This is a genomic window from Staphylococcus devriesei (assembly GCF_002902625.1).
Lineage (GTDB): Bacteria > Bacillota > Bacilli > Staphylococcales > Staphylococcaceae > Staphylococcus > Staphylococcus devriesei.
Map to the genome: position 1 here is coordinate 1 of NZ_PPRG01000105.1, position 4,217 is coordinate 4,217.

Here is a 4,217-nt window from a genome sequence, read left to right on the forward strand (position 1 = left end):
TAATTACTTTATTCTAATCTTTGAAGAAATGCTATTATATATATAAGATTATAGATACATATATGTAATTTTAAATTTATATCATTTAGTAATGTTAAATTTGATAGAATGACAAAGAGTTAAACAAAATAAAACATTTAAAATATATGGGGTTGAATCAAAATGATATATTCTGTGGGTAATAAGCTAGGGAGTAAGTTAACTGGTATTGAAAAAGCAATGATTAATAGGCAAAAACTTTTTAAGGAAAACTCTATTCCAAGTAAGTTAATTTTCGCTTCATGGTCGCCACGCCTATATCTACATGCTAGTATTTTCCAAATTAATGCTAATGAGATTTTTAGCATATATGATTTATTACAAGAGAGTGTTGGTATAGAGGAAAAGTATATCGACTGGATTAATTATTGGAAAAATGACTGTAATTATACATTAAAATTTATTAAAAACACTAATGATATCAGAATATATGAAAATAATGAATATAGAATGTATGTACATTTTATTGATTCAAATTATAAAAGACTCGACTATATTAATCATTTTGATACACATCAACGTAAAATTCGTCGAGATTTATATGATAGTCGAGGTTTTCTTAGTTGCAAACGAATATTAACTACAAATCAAAAAATCGTATCAGAACATTATTATACTCCTAAAGGCGAGATGAAATTTGAAAAGTTCTTCAACCCTGAGGAAGAAAAACCCTCTACTCAACTTATCATATATAATTCTGAAAACGATATTAAATATTTTAATAATGATCAAGAATTATCAGCTTTCGCAATTGAAAATCTATATAAAGAAGGAGATATCTTCTTAAGCGATAAAAATATTAACACTGCACCAATTTTTAATAATACATCCACTAATATACCAGTATTAGCAGTATTACATAGTACTCACATTAAGAACATTGAAGAAATAGAGACTTCAAATATTAAAAATACTTATAAATCATTATTTGATAATCTAGAAAGGTTTTCTGGTTTGATAGTTTCTACTCAACAACAAAGAATTGATGTTTCTAAAAGAATTAAGAACACTATTCCAGTTACTACAATACCTGTTGGTTATAAGAATGATAATAGTATTGATGATGATCAAAGCAAACAAACAATTAATTATAATAAACTTATTTCTGTAGCACGTTATTCACCAGAAAAGCAAATAACTCATCAAATTGAATTAATATCTAAATTGGTAAATGAATTCCCTAATATCCAGTTACATTTATATGGTTTTGGTAGAGAACAAGAAGTGTATAAAAAGCTTATTCAAAAATATAATTTAGAAAATAATGTTTTGCTACGTGGTTTCCTTAAAAATCTAAATAATGAAATCAAAGATGCTTACATTTCATTAATAACAAGTAACATGGAAGGTTTTAACCTTGGTTTATTAGAGATGATTTCTGAAGGTATACCTGCCGTAGGATATAATTCGAAATACGGTCCTTCTGAGTTAATTATTAATGAAAAAAATAGTTATTTAGTGCCTAAAAATGATCAAGACCAACTATATAAACAAGCACGTAAATTACTACTTGATAAAGAGTTGAGAGACCAATTTTCAAAACAATGTATTGAACACTCTAATAATTTCTCAAGTACGAAGGTCTTAGATTTATGGAAAGAACTATTTTTATCATTAGATATTAAAATTTAAAATATCTTTCGAATTAGAGTAATTTTAGTAAAATTAACAATAACTTTAATCAGAATACTTAGCGGTCAGTGAAAAATCACTGATCGTTTTTTTAATACAAAAAAGCATTAAACAACTAGCTAATCATGCTTAATGTCTTTGAGTTTTCTCAATTAATATTTCTAAAGAACGAACTATTTTATTACTAAACCCCTCTAACTTTTTAAATTTTATTAAACCAATTTTCATAAAGTAAAAAAAGAGCCAGGTCTAAGCAACCTGGCCCTATAAAAATATCCTATTTATTAGATTTATCATCTTTTTTACGACGTCTACCTAGCAGTAAAGCTCCAATACCGGCAAACAATGAACCTATAAGTGTACCGCTTTGATTTGTGTCATTACTACCTGTTTCAGGTAGCTCTTCATCTTTTTTATCATTTGAAGAATCGCTGTCTGAGTCTACGTCACTATCTGAATCAGAATCACTATCTGAGTCTGAATCACTATCTGAATCTGAGTCGCTGTCTGAATCCGAATCGCTGTCTGAATCTGAATCGCTATCTGAGTCTGAATCACTGTCTGAGTCTGAATCACTGTCTGAGTCTGAATCACTATCTGAATCTGCGTCGCTGTCTGAATCTGAATCACTATCTGAGTCTGAATCACTGTCTGAATCCGAATTGCTATCAGAGTCTGAGTCGCTATCTGAATCTGAGTCGCTGTCTGAGTCTGCGTCGCTGTCTGAGTCTGCGTCGCTATCTGAATCTGAATCGCTATCTGAGTCTGAGTCGCTGTCTGAATCTGCGTCGCTATCTGAATCTGAGTCGCTGTCTGAGTCTGCGTCGCTATCTGAATCAGAATCACTATCTGAGTCTGAGTCGCTATCTGAATCTGAATCGCTGTCTGAGTCTGCGTCACTATCTGAGTCGGAATCGCTATCTGAATCTGCGTCGCTGTCTGAGTCTGCGTCGCTATCTGAATCTGGATCACTATCTGAGTCTGCGTCACTATCTGAATCTGAATCGTTATCTTCTTCGAAATAACCATTATCAATAGTTAAATCATCATGGTCTGTGATAGTTACATAAATATCTTCACCATCAGCATCGGTATTATCGTTTCCTGAATCAGTAGTAGTTTGAGTTAAGCCCTCGGGTTTTTCAAAATGAATAATATAATCTCCGCTATCTAATCCTTCAAATAAATACTTACCATTAGCATCTGTTTTCGTAGTTTTTAAAGTATTACCATTATTATCTTTCAATATAACAATTATACCTTCAATACCTAGTTCACCTGAGTTTTGGATGCCGTCTTTATTTATATCTTTCCAAACATAGTCACCTAAAATGTATTTATTATCGTTAGGATGCTCTACTCTGCGAATAACTTTAATAACAAACGTTGTATTTGCACTGTTTCCTTCAGCATCTGTGGTTGTTACCGTAATTGGATAATCATCAACTTTAGTCGGTGTACCACTAATCGTATTAGTATCTGGATTAAATATGACACCTTCCGGCAAACCACTTACGGTAGTTGTTAAAGGTTGTTCGCTATTATCTGTGATTTTAATAGCAATCGGTATTATCGCTGTATCAATTTCTATAATTTGATTCTCAATATTTGCTAGCGTTGGAGCTGTTGTATCTTTAACTTCAATCATAAATGTCGTACTTGTACTATTACCGTCGGCATCTGTTGTTGTCACTGTAATTAGGTAACTGCCCACTTTTGTTGGTGTACCACTAATTGTATTCGTAGCTGGATTATACGTGACGCCTGCTGGTAAACCACTTACGCTGTTTGTTACTGGTTGACCACTGTTATCTTTAGCTTTAATTACGATCGGCTCAATAGCCGTATTCACTTCTGGGTTTTGATTATTGATACTTGTCACTACTGGTTTTATTGTATCTTTAACTCCAATTGTGAACGTTGTAGTTGTGTTATTACCTTCGGCATCTGTTGACGTCACTGTCACATCGTAACTACCTACTGTTGTTGGTCTACCACTGATGGTATCTGTCTCTGAATCAAATGTTACTCCAGCTGGTAAGCCACTTACCGTGTTTGTCACTTTTTGTCCGCTATTATCTTCAGCGTTAATTACGATTGGTTCAATAGCTGTGTTCACTTCTGGATTTTGGTTATTAATACTTGCCACTGTTGGATCTGTCGTATCTTTAACTCCAATTGTGAACGTCGTAGTTGTGCTATTGCCTTCGGCATCTGTTGATGTCACTATCACATCGTAACTGCCTACTGTTGTTGGTGTACCGCTGATTGTGTTACTTGCCGCATCAAATGTGACGCCGGCTGGTAAGCCACTTACGGTATTTGTCACGGGTTGACCACTATTATCGTCAGCTTTGATTACAACTGGCTCGATAGCCGTATTCACTTCTAGGCTTTGATTACCAATATTTGCCACTGTTGGATCTGTCGTATCTTTGACGTCAATTTTGAACGTTGTATTTGTGCTATTGCCGCTGGCATCTGTGGACGTCACTGTAATTGGGTAACTACCTACTGTTGTTGGTCTACCACTGATGGTATCTGTC

2 protein-coding genes are annotated in these 4,217 nt (G+C 33.5%); one reads left to right on the forward strand and one right to left on the reverse strand.

What is annotated here, in order from left to right; genetic code table 11:
- The first annotated feature begins 162 nt into the window (after positions 1–162).
- On the forward strand, positions 163–1,671 hold the full coding sequence (locus CD147_RS11675) for a glycosyltransferase (RefSeq protein WP_103167614.1): 1,509 nt from the start codon (positions 163–165) through the stop codon (positions 1,669–1,671).
- A gap of 277 nt (positions 1,672–1,948) precedes the next feature.
- Here CD147_RS11675 and CD147_RS12195 read toward each other — a convergent pair.
- Positions 1,949–4,217, reverse strand: a 2,269-nt coding sequence (locus tag CD147_RS12195; RefSeq protein WP_169926903.1) for a putative Ig domain-containing protein, incomplete at its 5' end; no start/stop codon positions are given.

Excerpts from the sequence above, each read along its gene's own strand:
- CD147_RS11675 (WP_103167614.1), top strand. The coding sequence starts at position 163 with ATGATATATTCTGTGGGTAATAAGCTAGGGAGTAAGTTAACTGGTATT.